Origin of the sequence: Peptoniphilus hominis (ex Hitch et al. 2025), from assembly GCF_040096015.1 — a bacterium.
Taxonomy (GTDB): domain Bacteria; phylum Bacillota; class Clostridia; order Tissierellales; family Peptoniphilaceae; genus Peptoniphilus_A; species Peptoniphilus_A hominis.
In genome coordinates this window covers 177,973-198,498 of sequence record NZ_JBBMFO010000001.1, presented here as the reverse complement: position 1 = coordinate 198,498, position 20,526 = coordinate 177,973, and the positions used below count along the sequence as shown (strand labels likewise).

The following is a 20,526-nucleotide window of genomic DNA, read 5'->3' as shown; positions in this document are numbered from 1 at the left end:
AAAAATTTTTTTAAAATTTTATATAAGAAGTTCTACAATCATTGATTAATTACCAATATGTGAGAACTTATAAAAGAACTAATTTTAAGCTAATTTAAATGAAAAACATAAAAAATAGTCACAAAATTATTATTTTGTGACTATTTTCGTCTCTCTTAATTCAAATATTTTCCAATACCCTATCATACCAATAAAACTTTTAATATAGAAAATTGATATTTTAAAGATTTAAACAAATTAACTTTGCCTTTTATTTTAAAATATCATATAAATTAACTAAAAATTATTGGAAAATAGAATTTGATTCTTTTCCTTCTTGAACTTTTTCTCTTGGAATATTAAATTGATCTAAATATTTATCACTATTATTGTCCTTCTTTATTTCTTCTTCCTTATTATCTTCTTCATAATTATATCTCTTTCCCTTAGTTTTAAATTTACCAGAAATATAAACTGAATCATCTTTCCAATCAACATTAAGACCTAAAGTTTCAGAAATAAATCTTATAGGCACATAAGTCCTTCCATCATATAAAATTGCTGGAGAATCTAAGTTTACAACTGAATCTTCTCCTCCTAAGTTTAGTTTTGCCTTAGTTGAATTAATATCAAGCTCTACAAGGACATCTATGGCACCAATTAAAATTCCACTAGTATTAGTTTCCTTTCTTTGATAAAAATTGATTTGAGCGCCTAAATTTTCAGATATATATCTAATAGGCACCATTACTCTATTAGTGTTTTTGTCGAGGTATGCCCTACCCATGTCTTCTGGTATATTTTGTAGATTGTTGTTGATATAAATATTTACATTTTTATCAAGGGCATCCTTTGGCAATTTTCCAGCTGCAAAAACAGATGTACTTAATACCATAGACATTATTCCAACAATTGCAAGTTTTTTAAATTTCTTCATAATTTCTCCTTTATTATAGGTTTTTTAAATTTTAATCCTCTTCTTTTACTTTTGCAAGAGGATTTGATTCTACCATTTTTTTTAGGGATTTTTTATTAACGTGAGTGTAAATTTCCGTAGTATTAACAGATTCGTGTCCCAATATCTCTTGTAAAGACCTTATGTCAGCATTGCCATATTGATAAAGCAGTGTTGCAGCTGTATGTCTGAGTTTGTGGACAGAGTATTTGTTTGTATCAAGTCCAGAGTTTTTCATGTGTTTTTCAATCATGTGCTGAATTGACCTGTTGCTCATTCTCTGCTCTCTCATGGACAAAAATAAGGCGTCATCTTTTATTTGAGGACGAAGCTTTAAATATTCATTAACAGCATATACAGAAGCCTCGTTTAGATAGATAGTTCTCTCTTTATTGCCTTTGCCAATGACCTTTAATGTATTATCATCTTGTAAATGAGAAATATTTATACCAGCAAGCTCTGAAAGCCTCATGCCACAGTTTAAAAACAAGGTTACTATAGCATAATCTCTTTTTTTATAAACTGGCTTCATTTTAGCCTTCTCAATTGTCTTTAAAAGGTTTAAACTTTGGTCTAAAGTTAGATAGACAGGGAGAGTTTTTTCAACCTTTGGCATATCTATATCAATAATTGGGTTTTTCTTAATTACTTCAATTTTAGCATATAAATAATTATAAAAGCTTCTAACTGATGAAATTTTTCTAAATTTCGATCTATTGGAAATCTTTCTTTCCCTCTCTAAAAAGGCATTATAGGCGTAAATATCCTGTTTAGTAACACTTTCTAACACTTCTGGACTTATATCTTCAATGGGAATGTCATTAAAATCAATAGAATCATCCACTAAGTTTTTTCTTCTTTTAATAAATCTAGCAAAGACTCTTAAATCGTAGTAATATTCTTTAACTGTGTTATCAGAAGACCCCTTAGTTGACTTCATATAATCTAAGAAATCATCAACTAAATTTGAACTTATCAATCTATCACCTCTTACAAAAATAAAAACCTGACACAAGTCAGGTTCTTAATTATTTAGCGTATTCAACTGCTCTAGTTTCTCTTATAACATTAACTTTAATTTGTCCAGGGAAATCTAGCTCAGCCTCTATTCTCTTAACAATATCTCTAGCAGTAATAGTAATTTCTGCTTCAGATATTTTTTCGGGTTTTACTATTATACGAATTTCACGACCAGCTTGAACAGCGTAAGACTTTTCAATACCATCAAATTCATTGGCAATTTCTTCAAGTTTTTCAAGCCTTTGAATATAAGATTCAACAGTTTCGCGTCTCGCCCCAGGTCTTGCTGCGGAAATAGCATCAGCCGCTTGAACTAAAACTGATTCAACACAATTTGGTTCGACATCGCCATGATGTGACTGGATTGCGTTGATTACAAATTCAGATTCGTGATATTTTCTTGCAATTTCCACTCCAATGTCAACATGTGGAGCATCAAGGTTTCTATCAACTGATTTACCTAAATCGTGTAGTAGTCCGCCTCTCTTGGCAAGCTTAACATCTGCACCAATTTCTCCAGCTAATATTCCAGCAATTTCAGCAACTTCAACTGAATGTTTAAGGTTATTTTGTCCATAACTAGTTCTATATTTTAGTCTACCTAAATATTTAATAATTTCTGGATGAAGTCCGTGAACTCCAGCATCATAAGCTGCTTGTTCACCTGATTCCTTAATAATAGTTTCAACTTCATTTTTAGCCTTTTCAACAGTTTCTTCAATCTTAGTCGGATGAATTCTACCGTCATTTACAAGTTTTTCTAAAGCTACTCTTGCAATCTCCCTTCTTATAGGGTCAAAGCAGGATAACACAACAGCTTCAGGAGTATCGTCGATAATTAAATCTACTCCAGTTATTGATTCAATAGCCCTAATATTTCTACCTTCCCTGCCTATAATTCTTCCCTTCATTTCATCATTTGGAAGATTTACAACAGCAACAGTAGATTCTGCAACTTGGTCAGCGGCACATCTTTGAATAGCTTGTGCAATTACATTTCTTGCATATTTCCCGGATTCTTCTTTAATTCTATTTTCATTTTCTTTAATAATAAGTGCTGATTCATTAGTAATTTCTTTTTTCAATTCATTGAGCAAAATCTCTTTGCCTTCATCTTTGGTAAGACAAGCAACTTTTTGAAGTTCCTCTTCTCTCTTTTTAATAAGTTCGTCAACTTGGTCTTCCTTTTCTCTAAGACCCTCTAATTTCTTAGTAAGTTTTTCGTCCTTATGTTCAACTTGAGCAGACTTTTTATCTAAAAGCTTTTCCTTAGAGATAACACGGTCTTCCATTTCTTTGATTTCAGCTCTTCTAATTTTTGCTTCCTTTTCTTGCTCAGATCTTAGTTTTTGAATCTCTTCTTTAGCTTCGACGAGCAAAACTTTCTTTTGAGTTTGAGCTTGATTTTCAGCATCGTAAATCATCTTTTTTGATAATTCTTCAGCATTTTTGAGTTTACCTTCAGAAATATATTTTCGAATAGCATAGCCAACAGCCAGGCCAATAATACCGATAATAACGACAATAATTAAAGTATTAAAATCCATTCATACACACCTCCTATTTAGTTTTCATGTTTCAAATTTTAAAATCATTTTTAGGCATAAGCCTTAAAATAATTGTATATCTTTTAAAAGGATAAGTCAAATAAAAGCGTGTGCATGAACCTTATCTATTTGTTTTCATATATTGGTATAGCTAATTTATAACCAGGTTTAATCTCGTAGGGTGAAATATTATTTAACTTTTCCACATCATTAATAAATTTCATCTTATTCTTATATTCATAATTATTTGAAATCGACCACAAAGTATCACCCTTTTTTACAGTGTAAACATCTATTATAGCTTCTTCCTCTCTCATAAGATTTATAGTTTCATCTTTTTTAATGATTAATCCAGAATTAAACATAAAAATAATAAATAAAAATAAAAAAACTTTTGGCTTATTAATAATAATTCTCTTCATAAAATCACCTCATGTAAATTTGTTCGAATAAAGTTTAAACATTTGTAATGAACGGTTGTATCAAATATAAGTTCTAAACATATGTTACAACTAAAGTTCTATTATGTCAAGGAAATAATACAATTATTTAAACTATCGTTTGAAATACTTGTTTAAGTATGATATTATTAATGTAGAAAAATTAGGAGGTAAACCCATGTACGAAGATTTAAACCAAAGAGACCTTGAAATTTTGTTTTTTATTAAAAGATTTATTGAATCTAAGTCCTACCCACCTACTGTTCGTGAAATATGTGCAGGTTGTAATATTAAGTCAACTTCAACTGTTTACTATGCCCTTGAAAAATTAGAATCTACAAATTATATTAGAAAAGATGCTTCAAAAACTAGAGCTCTTGAAATTGTTCCCCAAGATGACGACATATTAATGCTTAAAAAGAAAACTGTAGATGTGCCAATTGTTGGCAGAGTTACAGCTGGTGCTCCTATTTTAGCCGTTCAGAATATTGAAGATACTATGCCCCTCCCTGTTGATTTTGTTTCAAACAAAGAGCTTTTTATTTTAAAAGTTAAGGGAGAAAGTATGATTAATGCAGGAATTTATGACGGAGACTATGTAATTATAGAGAAGACAAATTCTGCTAGAAATGGAGAAAAAGTTTTAGCCTTAATAGAAGATGAAGCAACTATAAAAACTTTCTACAAAGAAAAGGACAGGTATAGACTTCAACCTGAGAATGATAATATGGAACCTTTCTACTTTGACAAAGTCGATATATTGGGAAAAATTGTTGGACTTTACAGAAAAATGAACTAAAAAATACCCTTACTGTTAATAGATAGTAAGGGTGTTTATCTTAAACTTTATTTACAAAGAAATAATAAGTTTTTTATAGGGATGTGTATAAACATCCCTATTTTATTTCAAAAAAAATTATATTAATTATCTTAAATCCTGATTAAATTTTCCTTATCAAGTGCATTTAAGAGATGTATCAATGCAAATTTAATATGATAGTAAGAGAGTCCTCCTTGAAAATAGACATAATAAGGCTCTCTCATTGGTCCATCTGCTGAAAGTTCTATGGATGAGCCTTCTATAAAGTCCCCTGCTGCCATTATTACCTTATCATCATATCCTGGCATGTCCCAAGGCATAGGAGTGAATTCTGAGTCAACTGGAGAAGAAAATTGAATGTATTTGCAAAATGTTTCTAAAATTTCAGGTTTTTTTAGTTCAATTGCTGTGACAATATCGCTTCTTGGGTCATCACTTGATGGAATAGTTTTAAAGCCCAATTCTTCAAAACATTTTGAAAAAAGCATAGCACCCTTTATTGCATCTTCAACAATTTTTGGTGACATAAAAAGTCCTTGAAGGATTTGTCTTGTCATGCCAAAGGTTAGTCCGCAGTCCTTTCCTATTCCAGGTGCAGTAAGTATATTTGCTGCCCTTTCTACAAGTTCAGACTTGCCTACTACATAGCCGCCCGTGTAGGAAATTCCTCCTCCAGGATTTTTTATAAGTGAACCTGCCATAATGTCTATTCCAAGCTCACTTGGTTCAATAAGTTCTGTAAATTCTCCATAGCAATTGTCCACAAAAATTTTTATATTTTTATTTATCCTCTTCACTTCATCAATTGCTTCTTTTAGTTCAGAAATTGTAAAGGCCCTCCGATTTGAATAGCCCGTTGACCTTTGCATAATAACAAGAGAAGTGTTTTTTTTAATATAATTTTTGATGCTCTTTACATCAATTTTATTATCTATTAGGGGCACTTCAGAGTATTCATATCCAGTTTTTATTAAAGAGTCAGGGCTGTCTCCCCTTAATCCAATTACTTTTTGCAACGTATCATAGGGCGTAGAAGTAACAGATAAGAAGTGATCTCCTGGTTTTAAGACAGATTTAATTGCAAGTGTTATTGCATGAGTTCCTGATACAATGTTTGATCTCACAAGGCTATCCTCTGTCCTAAAAATTCTAGTGTAAATGCTTTCTACCTTGTCTCTTCCAATATCTCCATAGCCATAGCCTGTAGTCCAGTTAAAATCTGTAGATTTTAAACCTTCTTCTTGCATGGCCTTTAAAATTTTAACTTGATTATACTGTGCAATGTCACTAAATTCTTGAAATCTATCTTTTAATTTTTCTTCATTTTTATTTACAAAATCAATTATTTTTTTATCAATATTATATTCTTCTTCAAATAATTTATCGTATATTGTCATCTTTTCTCCTAAATTAATTTACTGTCAATATAATTTTCTATATCAGAAAGTAATGTGTCTGATTCTCTGTCAAACCACTTTATTCTTTTATCTCTTCTAAACCAAGTAAGCTGTCTCTTGGCATAGTGTCGTGAATTTTTTTTAATTAAATCAACCATTTCGTCAAAATCTATCTCACCATCTAAATAAGAAATCACTTCCTTGTAGCCAATAGCCTTAAGTGATTGAGAGTTTTTGTCTAGTCCTTCATCTAAAAGATTTTTCACTTCATCTACAAGACCTAAGTCAATCATTTTATCTACTCTTTGGTTAATCTTTTCATAGAGTTTAGCCCTATCCATGTTAAATCCAATGTAAATTAAATTGTAGTCCTTATTTTCTTCTCGAAAATTGTCGCCCTTTTTATTGCCACTTTTTAAAATCTCCAAGGCTCTTATAATTCTCTGACCGTTGTTTTTGTGAATTTTTTCTGCCATATCCCTATCTTGATCTTGCAGTTTTTCGTATAAAAATTCACTTCCCTCTTCCTCTAGGATCTCTCTAAGTTCATCTCTATATTCATAGTCTGGCTCAGTCTCTGTAAAATCTAAGTTATAGACAAGAGAATTGATGTAAAGGCCCGTTCCTCCAACTAAAAAAGGAAGTCCGCCTCTATTATTTATATCAGTAATAATTTTTTTTGCAGAATTTTTAAAATCAGCAACAGTAAAATTATCAGAAGGCTCTATTATATCAACCATATGATGAGGGATACTTGTTTTATTTAAGTCAATTTTTGCAGTGCCAATATTTAATTTTTTATAAATTTGCATGGAGTCACTGGAAATGATCTCGCCCTTATATTTTTTTGCGAGTTCAAGAGAAAGTTCAGTCTTCCCTATTCCCGTTGGTCCTGTTATTATAACTAAATTTTCCATTTATTCCCTCAAAAATAATTTTGATATAGTGTGTTTTGATACTTCAACAACAGTAGGTCTGCCATGAGGACAAGTATAGGGATTTTCACAATTTTTTAAGTCCCTAATAAGTGACTCGATTTCCATATCTGATAAGTCATCTCCAGCCTTAACTGATGCCTTGCAGGCCTTTTTCATTATTTTATATAAATCAGCCTCATAGTTAGAAGAAATTTCCTTGTCCAGAGAATCAATAATATCCCTAATAAAATTCACATAGGTTGGTAAGCCAAAAATCATTGGGACTTCTCTTAATACTACCGACTTGTCGCCAAAGTCTTCGATTTTAAAGCCAAGCCTTGTAAATAAGTCTAAATAATTTAAAATTTTATCGTATTCAATTTGATTTAGCTCAATTATTTCTGGCTTTAGTAAAATTTGTGAAGTAATTTCACTCTTTAAATACATGTGCAAAAATTTCTCGTAATTTACTCTTTCGTGGGCAGCGTGTTGGTCTACTAGAAAAGTAATGCCCTCTCTTTGATTTTCTAAGATTATATAAGTCTTAAAGAGAACTCCTGCTATTCTTGTATTTAAAAGTTTTTCATCTATATGACTTTTTTCACTATTAAATAAAAAGTTGTCTTCTTCATGTTCTTCAGTGAAAAATTTTTCTTCTGAATTTATATCTTCTTTTAAGCTGTATTTATATAAAACAGCATCTTCATTAAAGGTCTTCTTTAAAGAATCTTCACTTGTTTCCTTTTCTATATCCCAAAGACTCTTTAAATTTGTATCTTTTTTTTGTTCTTCAAAGTCATTACTTTCATCTTCTTCAAATATGTCAAAGACACTTACATTTTCCTTTTTATCTTCTATTTCAATTTCTCTAATGCTTCTATTTGGAAAAATTACTTCTTCCACAAGTTCAGACAAAAGGGCAGATAAAATATTTTCGTTGGAAATTTTTATTTCATTTTTCTTTGGATGAATATTTACATCAATTAGCCTTGGGTCAATGTCAAGGTATAATACAAAGACAGGATACCTATTTAGTGGAATTAATGAGTGATAATTTTTTTCCACTGCCCTTGATATGTTGATGTTTCTTATAAATCTGCCATTTACAAAAATATACTGACTGTCTCTATTTGACCTAAAGAGTTTGTTGTCTGAGAAAAATCCCTTAATCTTATAATTTTCAGATTCAAAAGACCCTTCATTTAAAGAAGATGCAATTTCTGAACCTAAAATACTAAAAATTCTGTTAATGGGATCCTTGTCGCTTCCTGTATTTAAAATAATTTTTCCATCCCTAATTAAGGTAAATTTAATATTATTGTTACTTAGGGCAATTTTTTGCACAATGTCAATTATATTATTTATCTCAGTTAAATCTTTTCGCAAAAATTTTTTTCTAACTGGAGTGTTATAAAAGACATCACTTATGACAAAGGTCGTTCCCTTTGGCATTCCAACCTTATTTTTCTTTATAATTTTTCCATTTTCAATTAAGAGAGAGTTACCTGCAAGGTCCTCTTCCCTCTTGGTCATAAGTTTGATTTTTGAAATATTTGAAATGCTTGCAAGAGCTTCTCCACGAAAACCTAGTGTCCTTATTTTCTCTAGGTCTTCAATTTTCTCTAGCTTTGATGTGGAGTGGCGAAGAAAGGCAACTTCAAGGTCCTCTTCAGAAAAACCAGAGCCATTGTCTGACACCTTTATATAGTCAGTGCTCTCCCCTCTTATTTCAACGAGAATGTCATCTGCACCTGCATCAATGGAATTTTCAACTAATTCCTTTACTATAGAGGCAGAGTTTTCTATTATTTCTCCTGCAGCTATTTTTGAAATAGTTGCTTCATCTAAAAGTCTAATCATTGTAACTCCTTAGATTTATTTACAATTTCATTTAACAAATTAAAAGCTTCCATGGGGCTTATTTCTAGAATATTAATTTCCTTTAACTTGTCTATAAAGTTCATTATTTCTGGATTATGGTTTTCTTCTCTAATATATTCCTTATTTAAGTCAATGCTTATATCTTCATTTTCCTTTTCTATTACATATAATACTTCTTTGGCTCTATTAATTATAGTATCATCAATACCAGCAAGCTTTGCAACATCAATGCCATAGGAATTATTCGTAAAACCCTTTATAATTTTTCTCAAGAAAATTATTTCGTCATCTTGCCTATCAACTGCAATCGTTAAATTTTCTACTGAATCATACTTTTCTTCAAGGTGAACAAGTTCGTGGTAGTGGGTTGCAAAAAGAGTCTTGGCTTTAATATTTTCTGCAATGTATTCAATTATAGCATTTGCAATGGCAAGTCCATCAAAGGTGCTAGTTCCCCTGCCCACTTCATCTAAAATAAGTAAGGATTTTGCCGTTGCGTTGTCAATAATATCGGCAACTTCTTGCATCTCAACCATAAAGGTAGATTGACCCTTGGAAAGATTGTCACTTGCACCAATTCTCGTAAATATTCTATCTACAAGTGAAATATTAGCACTGCCACAAGGCACAAAGGATCCTATATGAGCCATAATAGTTATTAGGGCAACTTGTCTCATATAGGTGGACTTACCTGCCATATTTGGACCAGTGATTATGTGGATCATATGCTTATCAGTGTCAATAAAAGTATCATTTGGAACGAAAAATTCATCCTTCATGTAAGTTTCCACTATTGGATGTCGTCCATTTTTTATTTCAATAAAGCCTTCTTGGTTAAAGTCTGGTCTTACATAATTGTTTAAATTAGAAACTTTTGCCAGAGACAAAATTGAGTCTAAATTCGAAAGTTTGTCTGCTAAAATTTGTATCCTATAAATTTCTCCTGCTATATAGTCCTTTAAACCATTATATATTTCAGCTTGTAATGTCAATGCTCTCTCTTTAGAGCCAAGGAGCTTTCCTTCCATGTCCTTTAATTCCACAGAGAAAAATCTTTCTGAGCCAACTAGGGTTTGTTTTCTAATGTAATCATCTGGAACTTCATCTAAAAAAGATTTAGTAACTTCAATAAAATATCCAAGAATTTTATTGTGTTTAACCTTTAATTTTTTGATACCAGTTCTTTCTCTTTCTTTGTTTTCAAAATCCAGTAACCAGTTCTTGCCTTCTGTGGCTATTTTAAAGAGCTCATCTAAGTCCTCAGAATATCCTTCTTTAATTATCCTGTTTTCTTCGATTACAACTGGTGGATTTTCAATTAAAAGGGCATCTATTTTTTCGTAAATATCACTTAAATCTATAAATTCTCTTGCCAAAGAATTTAAATAATCATTCTTGTAAATTTCTAAAATTTCTTTTATTTTCTTAGAATTTACAATTGTATTCTTAAGAGAATAAACTTCACGAGGATTTACACTTCCATTGGAAATTTTTACTACAAGCCTTTCAATGTCATAAACTTCCTTTAAGATTTTTTCCAATTTGTCTTGAAGAAGTAAGTCTCTCGTAAAGGCTTCTATTAAATTTTGTCTCTCATAAATTTTATTTAAATTTACCAGTGGACTTTCCACCCATTTTTTTAACTTACGAGAACCCATAGAGGTGCTGCACTTGTCCAGTACATCTAATAGGGAACCCTTTTTGCTAAAAGTATTAAGTCCTTTAACAACTTCAAGTGTTCTCTTTGAGCTTTCGTCTAAGATTAAATAATCAAAATTATTATAGAGTTTAATATTATTTATGTGCTTTAAATTTATTTTTTGAGTAACTACCAAGTACTGTAATATCTTTTTTAGTGATGTGTAATCAGAAATATTATTTGTTGATAAAAAATTTTTTAAATTTTCTTTAAAGTTTTCACTAAAATATTCTCCAAGATCTTTAAATAAATTGATTTCCCTTAAATTATCTGAAAGATAAGGATTTAGAAAAATATTATCTCTTTTTATTTTCTCCTTAAACTTTGAAGTAACTTCATCATTTAATAAAATTTCATTGGGACTAATTCTGTCAATTTCATCTTGTAAGAAATTATACAATTCGGACTTTGACAAAAAAGTTTTTTCTGTAAAATAAATTTCTCCAGTTGAATAATCTGAGTATGTTAAATTTAAAGAATAACCGTGAATAAAAATTGAAAGAAGGTAATTGTTCAAGTCACTCTTTAAATATTCAGTGTCCGTAAAGGTTCCCGGGGTAATAATTTGAGTTACTTCTCTTTTAACTATGCCCTTGGCAAATTTTGGGTCTTCCATTTGGTCGCAAATGGCAACCTTATAGCCCTTATTTATTAATTTTGAAATATATCCTGATGCCACATGATATGGAACTCCACACATAGGAGCCTTTTCTTCAAGACCTGCATCTCTTTTTGTGAGAGTTATTTCAAGTTCTCTTGATGCAAGAAGGGCATCGTCAAAGAACATTTCATAGAAATCGCCAAGCCTAAAAAATAAAATTGCATCAGGATTCTCATCCTTTACAGCAAGATATTGCTGCATCATAGGAGTTAATTTTTCACGATTCATTTTTTTCACCTACTAGAGAAAAACTATTTGCTTCTGTTACCCTAACTTTTAGAATTTTTCCAATATCGATTTTATTGCCCTTGAAATTTATTAGTTTAAATTCATCAGTTCTTCCACTTACATTGGAATCGTCCTTTTTTGAGAAATCTTCAACAAGTACATCTACATCTTTTCCAATAAAAGCTTTATTTTTCTTTTCTTGAATTGGATATAAAATATCTAAAAGTCTCTCAAACCTCTCATGTTTAACCTTATCAGGAACTTGTTCCATTCTTGCAGCAGGAGTATTTTCCCTCATGGAATAAATAAAAGTAAAGGCTGTGTCGTATTCAACTTTTTTAACTAAATCTAAGGTGTCAAGAAAATCTTCTTCACTTTCACCTGGAAAACCAACCATTATGTCTGTGGAAAGGGCCATGTTTGGATTAACACTTTTTACCTTATCTATCTTTCTTAGATAATCTTCCTTTGTGTATTTTCTGTTCATCATCTTAAGAACTCTTGATGAACCAGCTTGAACTGGAAGGTGTAAGAAATTGCAAAGTTTATCTAAATTTTTAAAGGAATAAATTAATTCATCGGAAATATCCTTTGGATGTGATGTCATAAACCTAATTCTCTCTATTCCCTTTATGTCATTAATTTCTTCAAGAAGATTTGCAAAAGAATATTTATCGTCAAAAGTTTTTCCATAAGAATTTACATTTTGACCAAGGAGAGTCACTTCCTTAGTTCCATTTTTTGCAAGCTCTTCAATTTCTCTAATTATATCATGAGGTCTTCTGCTCGTTTCTCTTCCCCTTGTGTAAGGAACTATGCAATAGGAACAGAAATTGTTGCAGCCATACATAATATTCACATAGGATTTAAAATTATAAAGTCTATTTGCGCCTAGAGTATTATCTATGCTAAGTGGATTTTCTTCTATATCAATGGCAAGTTTTTTGCCTTCATAGGATGACTTTAAGAGCTCTGGCAGTTTCCAAATATTATTTGTTCCAAAAATAATATCCACATTTGGAAATTTTTCTACAACATAATTTCTTGACTCTTCTCTTTGCATCATGCAGCCGCAAACTGCAACTTTTATATTTTTTTTCTTAGACTTTAAATTTTTTAAATTTCCAAGTTGACCGTAGACCTTATCCTCTGCAGAATGTCTTACTGAGCAAGTATTTAAAATTATTAGATCAGCATCATCAACTTCTTTTACAAAGCTGTAGCCCATTTTTTCAAGGAGCCAAGTTATTTTTTCAGAATCGTGCTCATTCATTTGGCAGCCATGAGTAATGACAAGGGCTTTCTTTTCATCAATATTTTCTTTTATATCTCTAATGTACTCATTTACATTGTTATTTATATCGTTAATTAGTTCTTTATTTTCCATTTACATCCTCATTTCGTATCTTTATATTATAACTGAAAAACAGCCTATTTATCAAGAAAAGAGTATGCTTACACATACTCTTAAGACATAATACTATTTAAATATCTAGCAACATAGACTCCGCAAGCAGAGGCTTGTGAAAGTGAATGAGTGGCACCTCCACCATCGCCAACTACAAAGAGACCGTCCACTGAAGTTTCAAAATTTGAATCAGTTTCAACTCTTGAATTATAAAATTTAACTTCAACTCCATATAAAAGTGTATCGTCATTTGCAGTTCCTGGTGCAATTTTATCTAAGGCGTAAATCATTTCTATAATTGAGTCCAGTTGCCTTTTAGGAATTACAAGGGACAAATCACCTGGAGTTGCCTTTAAAGTTGGCTCAGTAAAGCATTTAAGCATTCTTCTTTTATCAGATCTTCTTCCCTTAACCAAATCTCCAAATCTTTGTAATAGAACTCCTCCTCCAAGCATATTGCTAAGTTTTGCTATTGATTCGCCATATTCGTTGGAATCCTTAAAGGGTTCTGTAAAAGTATTGCTAACTAAAAGAGCAAAGTTTGTGTTTTCTGATTGAAGCTTAGGGTCAGCATAAGAATGCCCATTTACAGTTATAATGCCGTTAGTATTTTCAGCTACTACTTGTCCATAAGGATTCATGCAAAAAGTCCTTACAAGGTCGTTGTAGCCCTTAGTTTGATAAACTATCTTTGACTCATAGACTGCATCTGTTATGTGTTTAAAAACCTCTGCAGGTAGTTCAACCCTGACACCAATATCCACTTGGTTTGAAAATAAATTAATATTAAATTTTTTGCAAACTTCTGAAATCCATTTAGAGCCACTTCTTCCTGAAGCAAGAACTAATTTGTCACAGTAAAAAGTTTCACCCTTGTCAGTAGTAAGTTTAAAATTTTCATTTTTTTCAACATCAACTATTGTGGTGTTAAAAATTATTTCAACTTTATCCTTAGTCCACTCATAAATTTTTTCTAGGATTTTCACATTTCTATCTGTGCCAAAATGTCTAACCTTGGCATCTAGCAAGTGTAAGTCATGTTTTAAGGCAAGAGTTTTTAAATTTGATGCACTTGTCTCATAAAGTTTTGAATTTCCGCCGTCAAATTTGCATAGAACGGAGTCAACATATTCCATTAGTTCAATTGACTCTTCTTTTCCAAGGTAGTCATGCATTTGTCCGCCAAAATTTGTTGTAATATTATATTTTCCATCAGATAAAGTACCTGCTCCACCATAACCATTCATGATATTGCAAGGTTTACAGCCAATACAGCTTTCAACTTGTCCAGTTTTTATTGGACACTGTCTTTTATAAATTGTATTGCCCTTGTCTATTACCAGTACCTTTAAATCTGAATTTAACTTTTTAAATTCGTAAGAGGCAAAGACGCCACTTGCGCCTGAACCAACTATTATTACATCATATTTATTCAAATTATTTCTCCTTGCTAAAGATAGCCATAAAATCATTGAATCTCTTTGGAAATTCATCAACAATTTCAAGTTCTTCACCTGTAAGTGGGTGAATAAATTTAAGTTTATAAGCGTGTAAAAGCTGCTTATTAATTTTATATTTATTTTTTATGCCATAGGTCTCATCGCCAACAACTGGATGATTTACATAGGATAAATGCACTCTAATCTGATGAGTTCTACCAGTGTGTAGTGTTACATCTAAGAGAGTAAATTTATCAAAGTTTTTTACAACATGAAAGCTTGTAGAGGCATGCTTAGAATTTTCTTCAACAACTTTCATTTTAATTCGATTATTGGGATCTCTTCCAATGGGTGCATCAACATCAAAGTCCTCATAGATATTACCATGGACTATTGCCAAATAATGTTTTTCGATTTCTCGATTTTTAAACATATCTACCAGTTTATAATAAGCCTCATCATTTTTTGCAATAATCATAAGACCAGATGTATCCTTATCAAGCCTATGTACGATGCCAGGTCTATCTTCATCTATTGGGTTAGATAGATTTTTAAATTTATAAAGTAAACCATTAACAAGAGTTCCACTTTTATTTCCTGCACCTGGATGTACTACTAAGTCCTGGGGCTTTGATATTACAGCAAGATATTCGTCCTCATAAATTATGTCAAAATCAATATTTTCTGGAAGAAGTTTTTCCTCATCTTCAAAGGAAACTGTAATAGTGTCCCCTTCCCTTAAACTATATCCTGCCTTTACGATTTTTCCATTTAATAAAATATTTCCCGATTCAATATGTTTTTTTATTTGCGATCTATTTATTTCAAGTTTTTGATCTAAAAATTTATCAAGTCTAGAATCAACATCAAGAGTACTTACTAGAAAAGTATTTTTGTACATAAGTCACCTTTTAACCCCCACATACCAAAAAATTATCATACAAGCTATATATTAGAGTATTTAGCCATAAATATCAATATTTTTAAAAATTAAAAATCCAAATAATATCAAAAAATACCATTTATTTTTGACGATTTTTGACGAGATTTGACCGAGTAACACTGGGAGAGTAAATTACATAATCATAACCACCCGTCAAACGGGTGGTTTGATCACGGGCTATAAGCCCGAGTGATACCAACCAGCGTCTCAAGGCGCTGGTTTTCACTTTGTTCAAACCTTATTGTTTTTGCCTCTTTAGCTAGCCCTGAAAGGGCTTCATTCATCTTCTTTTGAATGGATCTTCGTATTCTTTTACACTCAATTTATCCATTGCTATGTCGTGTTGCTCTTGCTCTCTTATATACTTTGCTATTGTTTGTTCATTTAATCCTACCGTACTTACATAATATCCCTCTGCCCAAAAATGTCTATTTCCAAATTTGTATTTTAGGTTTGCATGCTTGTCAAACATCATTAGTGCACTTTTTCCTTTCAAGTATCCCATGAAACTTGACACTGATATTTTTGGGGGAATACTAACTAACATATGCACATGATCTGGCATTAAATGTCCTTCTATTATTTCTACTCCTTTGTATTTGCATAATGTCCTAAATATTTCTCCCAAACTATCTCGGTATTGATTAAATACTATTTTTCGTCTATACTTTGGTGTAAAGACAATATGATATTTACACATCCATTTTGTGTGTGATAATGAATTTGCCTTTTGTGCCATATTAATCACCTCTTATTATTTTAGGTCTGAACAACTCTATTATAATACGAAGGTGATTTTTTGGTATAACCTATGGTTGCCTACCCGCATAGCGGGTAGTTTTTTGTTTCGCACGCGTTGCGTGCTCAACTGACTAAAGTCACAAAAAATAAAAGCCCCGCATCAAGCAGGGCTTATTTTTTTTATTTAATTTTCTTCAATTTCTTCTTCGTCAGTTGTTTCTATGATTTCTTCAACTAATTTTTTATTGTCAAAATAATCTTCATCAATTGCTGCTGCTTCGTGGTCGGCTGCATTTACGCATATAAAATAGGATTTACCATCAGTTTGAAATTCAAGTTCGTAAATTTCATTATCTCCGTCGTAGTTTACATTCATTAGGTTTTCGTAGTTTAATAAATTCTTTTTCATTTTTTTTAATCTCCTTTAATACATTTAGTGCTATCTCTTACTTTCTGATTACATTATAGCCCACTTGTCGAACATTGTCAACATTATTTTAAAAGTTTTTTCAAAAAATTTTTTAATAAGTATGAGTAATTCTTTTTGATGTTTTTCCGTCCTCATCTACTAAGATTTCAACGAGATCTAAGTCGCAGTCCTCTTCGTCGTCTGTGCACTCAACAAAATAATGAGATAATACTTGCTTTTCACCAGTTTCTTTTGCCTTTTGCGCAAGTGCTTTTATTTTTTCTTCTCGTTTTATGTCTTTTTCTTCCTCAGCTTTTTTCTCATCTTCGATTTCTTTTAAAAATTTCTCCAGTTCAAAGATTACAACTTTTTCAAAAAGTTCTGCAGGGATATCGGCAATTGTATAAAAACCAGATGGCTTGCCATTTTTAATAGTGTAGGCTCTTAAGTCCTCACTTCTTCTCACTCTGTTAGTTAATTCGTAGTGATCCAATTTAAAATCAAGGTGGTCATGGCTTTCAAAATATTTTTTGATGTAAGCCACTACTGGAGTTGATGTTAATTTTACCCTCATCTCGTATGGGTCGTAGCCAAACTCGATTGTATCAGCGTCAAGGATTGCTTTTTCCTTGTCATCAAGGACATACTGGTCTTGGTAATCTTTTATAGATCTCATCTTTTTTATAACTTCATCAAGTTCTTCTCTTGCGTCAGGGTCAAAAACATAAATGCCTACCACTTTTTGACCTATGCAGTCTACATCTGTAACGTTGTTAAATCGTACTTCTATCCTGTCACTCAAACTTCTAATTGTGCATTTTTCGATTTTTTGCGTCCCAATGTAAGTTGTACAGTATATGCTATCGTATATTTTTTGGTTCTCATCAATTTCAATTTTTGTGGTATAACCATTACCTTTTATAATTTTTACAAATTCAACGCTTTTCATTTTATGCCCTTTTCTTTTCTCAATTTCTCAATCTCGTCTGCATAAGTATAAAGTATAAGATTTTCTATAAGGTTACTCATGCTACGATTTTCCTTTTTTGCTTGAGCTTGGATAACCTCTTTTACGAGGTCATCCACCCTTATTGCTATTCTGTTATTTTTTGTTAAGTTTGCCATAAGTTCTCCTTATCTTTCTACAAAAGCGTCTTTTAAAACTTCTTCGATAAATTCATTTATTTTTTCTTGGTCTGCATCAGTATTTACTGTGTTGTTTGCTTCGTCGTATAGATCCCAGTCAGTGAGTGTATCTGCCCAGTAGCTTGGCTTTAATGGCAGGATTGCTACTATTTCTTCTTCGTCGTCAGATAGGTTATCTTCAATTCTGTATTCGATTGAGCCGTCTTGATTTAGGATTGCTTCCATGTATGTCCATCCTAGATTGTTGTAAAGTTCTTGCCATTGTTCTTCTGCTACCATTGTTAATACTTCGTTTAAATTCTTTTTCATTTTTGTTTCTCCTTTAATTTTTATTTTCTTACTTTCCTTACTTTCTATATTTATTATACCCCAGTTGTCGAACAATGTCAACAATAATTTTAAAATTTTTCAAGTTTTTTTTTAATTTTTTTATCATTGACAAAGTCTGTCGCCCATTATATAATTAAGTCCAATCAAGAAATCGGTTGCACGATATTTTTGATTGCGGATTGAAACATATTTATATGCAATAACGCTAGTATTTCAGCCATTTAATGGCTGCGGATTGAAAAATGTTAATATTTAACGACACTAGCGTTAAAAGAAGAGGAGCTGTTATCAGCTCCTTTTTCTTATGCCAAATAATTTTCTAAGCCTGCAATTATAACTTCTGCAGCATCGTCTCTGCCATCGATGTAGATTGTGCTAGTTTTAAGGTCGATGTAAGCTTTATCAAGAGCTGCTAAAATTCTTATACATTCAGAGTTTGAGATTGTTTCACCGTTAAGTTCTGCACTTGAAATGTTTCCTGTGTTGTACTTTGTGTAGCTTAATCCGATTAGATCTGCAAGCCTTTTAATATAGAGCCTGTCTCTTTCGTACTTTGTCCATCTGCTTGCTCCTGCGTTGATTAGTCTTTCGATTTGTTCGTTAGTTAAGTTTTGGTTTAATTTCTTTTTCATGGTTTAACTCCTTTTTTTTAATTTGGTTACTTCTTACTTTCTGATTATATTATATAGCACTTGTCGAACAATGTCAACAATTTTTATAAAATATTTTAAAATTTTTTAATTCATTTTAAAATTATTGTGATATACTTGTCTTACATCGATGTAGGCACACAGTTTAAGTGTCCTTTTCCCTGCGATAGCGGGGGTGGCTCTAAACTTATGTGTGCCTTTGGAAAATTCCTTTAATTAGGTTTTTTCTTACTTTCTGTTGGGCGGATTAACTTCCGCCCATTTTATATTTTTATAAGTTGTGTTATAATTTAGGTGCGTAAAAGTATTTTGGCGATTCAAAAATTTTCACCATACTTTACTGGGCAGTTAACTCTGCCCATTTTTTATTGCAATAAAAAAAGCCCAGGGATTTATATCCCCAGGCTAATTATCTTAAAAGTATTAAAAACAAAAATTTTTCTGTAAAACATCTCTCTACAAGGCTCATATAAGCCTTTTTAATTTCTTTTAATACCTTTATATGTCTTTGAATTGCTATTTTCTAGCCTTTTAAACTCTTTATCAGTCAAAAGTCTTTTTGCAGCAATTTTAAAGTCATCACTATAGGGCATCAAATTTTTATCCAACAAATTTCTAAGTTTAACTGCGTCCTTTTTGGACTTCATGTGGGCGTGTTGCCCATACTTGCCATTAACCCTTTTTATAAGCCAAGGTCTGTCGATACATCTTGGCTTATATCTTATACTAAGTTTCATTTCATAATTTTATTTACTAATTTCCATCTTCCATCGATTTAACTCAAGGACACTTGCCTCAATCATGTCATCAAGTTCCTTTTCGGTCACTTTAAAACCTTGCTCATTAAGTCTCATCAAAACATACTGCTTTTTTAGATTTCCTTGACCAGTTTCCTTGTAGATTTGCTCTGCAGCCTTAACTGCTATATCCACTGCCTCCATAATACTAAGGACTTTCTCCTTGCCATACTTTTGTTTAAGCACTGGCACAAGTACCCCTGTTACCAAAACACTCACGATTGACAAAACTACATAAAAAATGTTATTGGCTGTCATAATCACTACCTCCATACTTTATCTCGTTTATTTCTCTGTCGATTTTCTTTTTCTTAATTCTTGCAAGAGACCAAAGCTCCACAGTGGTAAAAGAAAACCAAGTAGCTATCAGTGTACTTGGCTCACTTCCAGTCCTTGCAAAGACAAAAAATACTGCTATTGTAAATACGATATTTAAGCAAATTATCATAGTCACAAGAGCCTTGCTGTACTGTCCCTTGCCTTTCTTTTTCTTCCTAGTCGACATAAATTTTCCTATCCTTCCAAGTTACAGTCATGCCAAGAGTTTCAAAGAAGTCTCTTACAGATACATTTTTGCCCTTGACTGTGATATAGGATACATTGTCGATTAGGATTGCAGCCTTGACAGTCTTACCCCTAACTATAATTGGTACATAAGGACCAACTTTAGGCTCTACCTTAGGCTTAGTAGGTGGTGTGACCTTGCCACTAGACTCCAAGGACTTAATCCTGTAAGCCCTCTGCCAAGGCAACCTTTTGATACTTGTAATCTTAGCCCTTGGCTTGATAGCCTCTAGGACCTTACCATCTCCAAGATATATCCCAGTGTGTCCATAGTAATAGTTGATACCAGGTTTCTGCCACCAGAGGAGATCTCCTCTCTCTAGCTTTGCCATTGGTATTTGATACATTCTTGGGTCGCCATCTCTCATAAACTTAGTGGATATTGTCCTTTGAGTTTGTGATGTATCAAGCATACCAGTATCCTTCAAAGCCTTGTATGGGATAGAGGAGCAGTCACTGTACCCTTTTTCCATTCTCTTGGCTTGTGAATATAAATCACCCTCATATACCATAGCCGCCTTAATAAACTTTTCTACCTTATTTTTATCAAGCATT

The 20,526-nt window shown here is 31.9% G+C and carries 22 protein-coding genes; 1 reads left to right on the top strand and 21 read right to left on the bottom strand.

Translation table 11 applies throughout. The features are described 5' to 3' along the window. Positions 1-283: 283 nt before the first annotated feature. The 4 genes from WMO19_RS01075 to WMO19_RS01060 form a co-directional block, all read right to left on the bottom strand. Positions 284-916, bottom strand: coding sequence for a copper amine oxidase N-terminal domain-containing protein (locus WMO19_RS01075; protein WP_019124434.1), 633 nt, complete (start codon positions 914-916; stop codon positions 284-286). Between the two features lie 31 nt (positions 917-947). Continuing rightward, a complete protein-coding gene (locus WMO19_RS01070; RefSeq protein WP_349169863.1) occupies positions 948-1,913 on the bottom strand; it encodes a tyrosine recombinase XerC in 966 nt (321 codons plus the stop codon). A gap of 49 nt (positions 1,914-1,962) precedes the next feature. Further along, entirely contained in the window at positions 1,963-3,501 is a 1,539-nt protein-coding gene (gene rny / locus WMO19_RS01065; RefSeq protein ID WP_349169862.1) for a ribonuclease Y, read from the bottom strand. Positions 3,502-3,626: 125 nt separating this feature from the next. Then, positions 3,627-3,923, bottom strand: coding sequence for a LysM peptidoglycan-binding domain-containing protein (locus tag WMO19_RS01060; protein WP_349169861.1), 297 nt, complete (start codon positions 3,921-3,923; stop codon positions 3,627-3,629). Between the two features lie 196 nt (positions 3,924-4,119). On the opposite strand from WMO19_RS01060, the gene lexA reads away from it, so the two are divergent. Then, the gene (gene lexA / locus WMO19_RS01055; RefSeq protein ID WP_019124438.1) at positions 4,120-4,740 is read left to right on the top strand and encodes a transcriptional repressor LexA; all 621 of its coding nucleotides are present in this window, start codon (positions 4,120-4,122) and stop codon (positions 4,738-4,740) included. 131 nt (positions 4,741-4,871) lie between these two features. Here lexA and WMO19_RS01050 read toward each other — a convergent pair whose 3' ends face one another. The 17 genes from WMO19_RS01050 to WMO19_RS00970 form a co-directional block, all read right to left on the bottom strand. Beyond that, positions 4,872-6,158 (bottom strand): aminotransferase class I/II-fold pyridoxal phosphate-dependent enzyme, encoded by a 1,287-nt coding sequence (locus tag WMO19_RS01050; protein ID WP_349169860.1) that lies wholly within the window; start codon positions 6,156-6,158, stop codon positions 4,872-4,874. Positions 6,159-6,166: 8 nt separating this feature from the next. Next, positions 6,167-7,075 carry a tRNA (adenosine(37)-N6)-dimethylallyltransferase MiaA gene (miaA, locus tag WMO19_RS01045; RefSeq protein WP_349169859.1) on the bottom strand — a complete coding sequence of 303 codons (909 nt, stop codon included), beginning with the start codon at positions 7,073-7,075 and terminating at the stop codon, positions 6,167-6,169. Then, the gene (gene mutL, locus WMO19_RS01040) at positions 7,076-8,935 is read right to left on the bottom strand and encodes a DNA mismatch repair endonuclease MutL (protein ID WP_349169858.1); all 1,860 of its coding nucleotides are present in this window, start codon (positions 8,933-8,935) and stop codon (positions 7,076-7,078) included. Beyond that, a complete protein-coding gene (gene mutS / locus WMO19_RS01035) occupies positions 8,932-11,544 on the bottom strand; it encodes a DNA mismatch repair protein MutS (protein WP_349169857.1) in 2,613 nt (870 codons plus the stop codon). Before mutS ends, mutL begins: the two co-directional genes overlap by 4 nt. After that, complete coding sequence (gene miaB, locus WMO19_RS01030) at positions 11,534-12,931, bottom strand: tRNA (N6-isopentenyl adenosine(37)-C2)-methylthiotransferase MiaB (RefSeq protein WP_349169856.1); 1,398 nt, start codon at positions 12,929-12,931, stop codon at positions 11,534-11,536. Before miaB ends, mutS begins: the two co-directional genes overlap by 11 nt. A gap of 80 nt (positions 12,932-13,011) precedes the next feature. Continuing rightward, positions 13,012-14,388 carry an NAD(P)/FAD-dependent oxidoreductase gene (locus WMO19_RS01025; RefSeq protein WP_349169855.1) on the bottom strand — a complete coding sequence of 459 codons (1,377 nt, stop codon included), beginning with the start codon at positions 14,386-14,388 and terminating at the stop codon, positions 13,012-13,014. Position 14,389: 1 nt separating this feature from the next. Beyond that, positions 14,390-15,292, bottom strand: a complete 903-nt coding sequence (locus WMO19_RS01020) for an RluA family pseudouridine synthase (RefSeq protein ID WP_349169854.1) — start codon at positions 15,290-15,292, stop codon at positions 14,390-14,392. A gap of 322 nt (positions 15,293-15,614) precedes the next feature. Then, complete coding sequence (gene tnpA, locus WMO19_RS01015) at positions 15,615-16,073, bottom strand: IS200/IS605 family transposase (protein ID WP_009431087.1); 459 nt, start codon at positions 16,071-16,073, stop codon at positions 15,615-15,617. A 186-nt stretch (positions 16,074-16,259) separates the two neighbouring features. Further along, positions 16,260-16,484 carry a hypothetical protein gene (locus WMO19_RS01010; protein ID WP_349169853.1) on the bottom strand — a complete coding sequence of 75 codons (225 nt, stop codon included), beginning with the start codon at positions 16,482-16,484 and terminating at the stop codon, positions 16,260-16,262. Between the two features lie 112 nt (positions 16,485-16,596). After that, positions 16,597-17,433, bottom strand: a complete 837-nt coding sequence (locus WMO19_RS01005) for a hypothetical protein (protein WP_349169852.1) — start codon at positions 17,431-17,433, stop codon at positions 16,597-16,599. Then, complete coding sequence (locus WMO19_RS01000) at positions 17,430-17,609, bottom strand: ribbon-helix-helix protein, CopG family (RefSeq protein WP_349169851.1); 180 nt, start codon at positions 17,607-17,609, stop codon at positions 17,430-17,432. Before WMO19_RS01000 ends, WMO19_RS01005 begins: the two co-directional genes overlap by 4 nt. Before the next feature lie 9 nt (positions 17,610-17,618). Continuing rightward, positions 17,619-17,939: a hypothetical protein gene (locus tag WMO19_RS00995; protein ID WP_349169850.1), complete on the bottom strand. Its 321-nt coding sequence runs from the start codon at positions 17,937-17,939 to the stop codon at positions 17,619-17,621. Positions 17,940-18,262: 323 nt separating this feature from the next. After that, entirely contained in the window at positions 18,263-18,592 is a 330-nt protein-coding gene (locus WMO19_RS00990; protein ID WP_349169849.1) for a hypothetical protein, read from the bottom strand. A gap of 497 nt (positions 18,593-19,089) precedes the next feature. Then, complete coding sequence (locus tag WMO19_RS00985; protein WP_349169848.1) at positions 19,090-19,347, bottom strand: hypothetical protein; 258 nt, start codon at positions 19,345-19,347, stop codon at positions 19,090-19,092. 9 nt (positions 19,348-19,356) lie between these two features. Further along, a complete protein-coding gene (locus WMO19_RS00980; RefSeq protein ID WP_349169847.1) occupies positions 19,357-19,665 on the bottom strand; it encodes a phage holin, LLH family in 309 nt (102 codons plus the stop codon). Beyond that, positions 19,652-19,912, bottom strand: a complete 261-nt coding sequence (locus WMO19_RS00975) for a hypothetical protein (RefSeq protein WP_349169846.1) — start codon at positions 19,910-19,912, stop codon at positions 19,652-19,654. Before WMO19_RS00975 ends, WMO19_RS00980 begins: the two co-directional genes overlap by 14 nt. Next, positions 19,902-20,525, bottom strand: a complete 624-nt coding sequence (locus WMO19_RS00970; RefSeq protein ID WP_349169845.1) for an NlpC/P60 family protein — start codon at positions 20,523-20,525, stop codon at positions 19,902-19,904. The genes WMO19_RS00975 and WMO19_RS00970 overlap by 11 nt, the downstream gene beginning before the upstream one ends. Position 20,526: the final 1 nt, after the last annotated feature.

Excerpts from the sequence above, each read along its gene's own strand:
- rny (WP_349169862.1), bottom strand. The coding sequence starts at position 3,501 with ATGGATTTTAATACTTTAATTATTGTCGTTATTATCGGTATTATTGGC.
- miaA (WP_349169859.1), bottom strand. The coding sequence starts at position 7,075 with ATGGAAAATTTAGTTATAATAACAGGACCAACGGGAATAGGGAAGACT.
- mutL (WP_349169858.1), bottom strand. The coding sequence starts at position 8,935 with ATGATTAGACTTTTAGATGAAGCAACTATTTCAAAAATAGCTGCAGGA.
- WMO19_RS01005 (WP_349169852.1), bottom strand. The coding sequence starts at position 17,433 with ATGAAAAGCGTTGAATTTGTAAAAATTATAAAAGGTAATGGTTATACC.
- WMO19_RS01075 (WP_019124434.1), bottom strand. The coding sequence starts at position 916 with ATGAAGAAATTTAAAAAACTTGCAATTGTTGGAATAATGTCTATGGTA.
- WMO19_RS01060 (WP_349169861.1), bottom strand. The coding sequence starts at position 3,923 with ATGAAGAGAATTATTATTAATAAGCCAAAAGTTTTTTTATTTTTATTT.
- mutS (WP_349169857.1), bottom strand. The coding sequence starts at position 11,544 with ATGAATCGTGAAAAATTAACTCCTATGATGCAGCAATATCTTGCTGTA.
- WMO19_RS00985 (WP_349169848.1), bottom strand. The coding sequence starts at position 19,347 with ATGAAACTTAGTATAAGATATAAGCCAAGATGTATCGACAGACCTTGG.
- WMO19_RS00980 (WP_349169847.1), bottom strand. The coding sequence starts at position 19,665 with ATGACAGCCAATAACATTTTTTATGTAGTTTTGTCAATCGTGAGTGTT.
- WMO19_RS01010 (WP_349169853.1), bottom strand. The coding sequence starts at position 16,484 with ATGAAAAAGAATTTATTAAACTACGAAAACCTAATGAATGTAAACTAC.
- WMO19_RS01020 (WP_349169854.1), bottom strand. The coding sequence starts at position 15,292 with ATGTACAAAAATACTTTTCTAGTAAGTACTCTTGATGTTGATTCTAGA.
- WMO19_RS00995 (WP_349169850.1), bottom strand. The coding sequence starts at position 17,939 with ATGAAAAAGAATTTAAACGAAGTATTAACAATGGTAGCAGAAGAACAA.
- tnpA (WP_009431087.1), bottom strand. The coding sequence starts at position 16,073 with ATGGCACAAAAGGCAAATTCATTATCACACACAAAATGGATGTGTAAA.
- miaB (WP_349169856.1), bottom strand. The coding sequence starts at position 12,931 with ATGGAAAATAAAGAACTAATTAACGATATAAATAACAATGTAAATGAG.
- WMO19_RS00990 (WP_349169849.1), bottom strand. The coding sequence starts at position 18,592 with ATGAAAAAGAAATTAAACCAAAACTTAACTAACGAACAAATCGAAAGA.
- WMO19_RS00975 (WP_349169846.1), bottom strand. The coding sequence starts at position 19,912 with ATGTCGACTAGGAAGAAAAAGAAAGGCAAGGGACAGTACAGCAAGGCT.
- lexA (WP_019124438.1), top strand. The coding sequence starts at position 4,120 with ATGTACGAAGATTTAAACCAAAGAGACCTTGAAATTTTGTTTTTTATT.
- WMO19_RS00970 (WP_349169845.1), bottom strand. The coding sequence starts at position 20,525 with ATGCTTGATAAAAATAAGGTAGAAAAGTTTATTAAGGCGGCTATGGTA.
- WMO19_RS01000 (WP_349169851.1), bottom strand. The coding sequence starts at position 17,609 with ATGGCAAACTTAACAAAAAATAACAGAATAGCAATAAGGGTGGATGAC.
- WMO19_RS01050 (WP_349169860.1), bottom strand. The coding sequence starts at position 6,158 with ATGACAATATACGATAAATTATTTGAAGAAGAATATAATATTGATAAA.